Source organism: Collinsella sp. AF11-11, assembly GCF_003465485.1.
GTDB lineage: Bacteria > Actinomycetota > Coriobacteriia > Coriobacteriales > Coriobacteriaceae > Collinsella.
The window spans coordinates 1-1,822 of record NZ_QSAS01000036.1 but is presented as its reverse complement, the minus strand read 5'-3'; the positions used below and the strand labels follow the sequence as shown (position 1 = coordinate 1,822).

The window sequence follows — 1,822 nt, the reverse complement described above, 5'->3', positions numbered from 1 at the left end:
TGGGCATCGTCGGCGCGTTCTTCGGCGTGCTGGCGTAAGGGCCCGGCCTATTATTTGCCCCCAAGGGAAACGGCGACCCATTGCGGTCGCCGTTTTTTATTACCGAAAGCTAGCTGGAGGTGCTTCGTGATTCGATCTGACAATCCACCCGATAATGGCGTGAGCGGGGCGATGTATCTATTTGGCACGGCGCTCTTGTGGAGTTTTATCGGCATCCTCGTTCGCGCCAATTCGCAGTCAGCTCTTTTGATCGGTGCCGTCACGGCAATATTTATGGCGCTCTTTATCCTGCTCGTCGGCAGACCCGTCCTTCGCGTCAGCCGTCTTATTGTCCTTGTGGCCGTCTGCAACTTCGTGACGGGCACCACGTTTAACTTTGCCAACCAGCTCACGACGGTCGGCAACGCGATCGTTCTGCAGTACACCTCGATGATTTTCGTTATCGTGTATCAATCGCTCGCAACTCGCACGTTGCCCTCGCCTGCGAAGATTGCCTCCGTGGTGGTTGCTTTTACGGGTATGGGACTTTTCTTTTTAGGTGATTTGAGCGCCGAGGGCATGCTCGGAAATCTGCTTGCCGTCATTTCGGGCGCCACCTTTGGGCTGTGTTTCTTTTTAAACTCTCGCCCCGATGCGTCGCCCATGGTGTCCTCGCTCATCTCCTGCGGCATCTCGATACTTCCGATCGTCTATTTTGCCGGCGACCTAGGCTCCGTGAAACCCTTTGAGTGGGGGCTTATGCTGGTGCATGGCCTTTTTTGCAGCGGCCTTGCGAGTGTGCTGTATGCCAAGGGGATTGCGCGCACCAACGCGTTTGCGGCCAACTTGGTTTGCATGAGTGAGGTCGTGCTCGCTCCCTGCTGGTCGGCGCTCCTCTTTGGCGAGGTCTTTAGCTGGAACGAGTTCTTGGGCGCGGCGATGATCGTTTTGGTGATTGTGGCCAACTTGGCATCCGATGCTTTTGGCGACGGCTTTCTGGTGGCGCTTGTCCGCCATCGAAACAAAGAGCGTGCCTAATGGGATGCGCCTGCCGTTTACGGTAAAAAACACCCCGCTGAGCGACTGGTATTAAATAAGGCGAACCTGCATACCTATAATTGGTATCAAATCATTTGTGCCTGGTATGGGTGTTAGCAGCACGCCAGGTGCGGTTCGGACCGTGTGGTCAAACTCCCGGATTGATATCAATAACGCGCGCGACGGGAGTGACGACGGTTCGAGATTCCTTATTGGGAGGAACTATGCTTGTCCAAGCAATCCTCGTCGGCTTAGTCGGAGCTTTTGGATGTCTCGACTACCAGCTCGGCACCCTCTACGCGTTCCGCCCCATCGTCCTGTGCCCGCTCGTGGGCCTGGTGCTGGGGGACCTGCAGACTGGCCTTGCCGTTGGCGCCAGCCTGGAGTTGCTGTTCATGGGCTCGATCTCCATCGGCGCCTACGTGCCGCCTAACGAAACCGTCGGCGGCGTGCTCGCCTGCGCGTTTGCCATTCAGCTCGGTCAGGGTACCGAGACGGCCATCGCGCTCGCCATGCCCATCGCCGTCCTTGCACTGACGATCGGCAACATTACCAATGCCTTGTTCCCTGTGTTTGTCGATATGGCAGACAAGTTCGCCCTCAAGGGAAACCTCAAAGGCATCTACGCCGTTCATTGGGGAATTGGAATCTGGGGCTGCGTCGAGTACTTCCTGCTGTGCGGCGGCGCCTTCTATTTGGGTTCCGACGCCATCCAGGGCCTGCTCGACTTCATCCCGCCCTTCATCATCGACGGTTGCGGCGTTGCCGCCAACATCCTGCCGGCCATGGGCTTCGCCATGCTCGG

2 protein-coding genes are annotated in these 1,822 nt (G+C 57.4%); both read left to right on the top strand.

Translation table 11 applies throughout. The features are described 5' to 3' along the window. The first annotated feature begins 126 nt into the window (after nt 1-126). Nucleotides 127-1,017 (top strand): DMT family transporter, encoded by an 891-nt coding sequence (locus tag DWV58_RS09710; RefSeq protein WP_233505160.1) that lies wholly within the window; start codon nt 127-129, stop codon nt 1,015-1,017. A gap of 224 nt (nt 1,018-1,241) precedes the next feature. Beyond that, nucleotides 1,242-1,822 (top strand): PTS sugar transporter subunit IIC (locus DWV58_RS09705; RefSeq protein WP_147324174.1); only part of this gene is annotated, 581 nt, incomplete at its 3' end.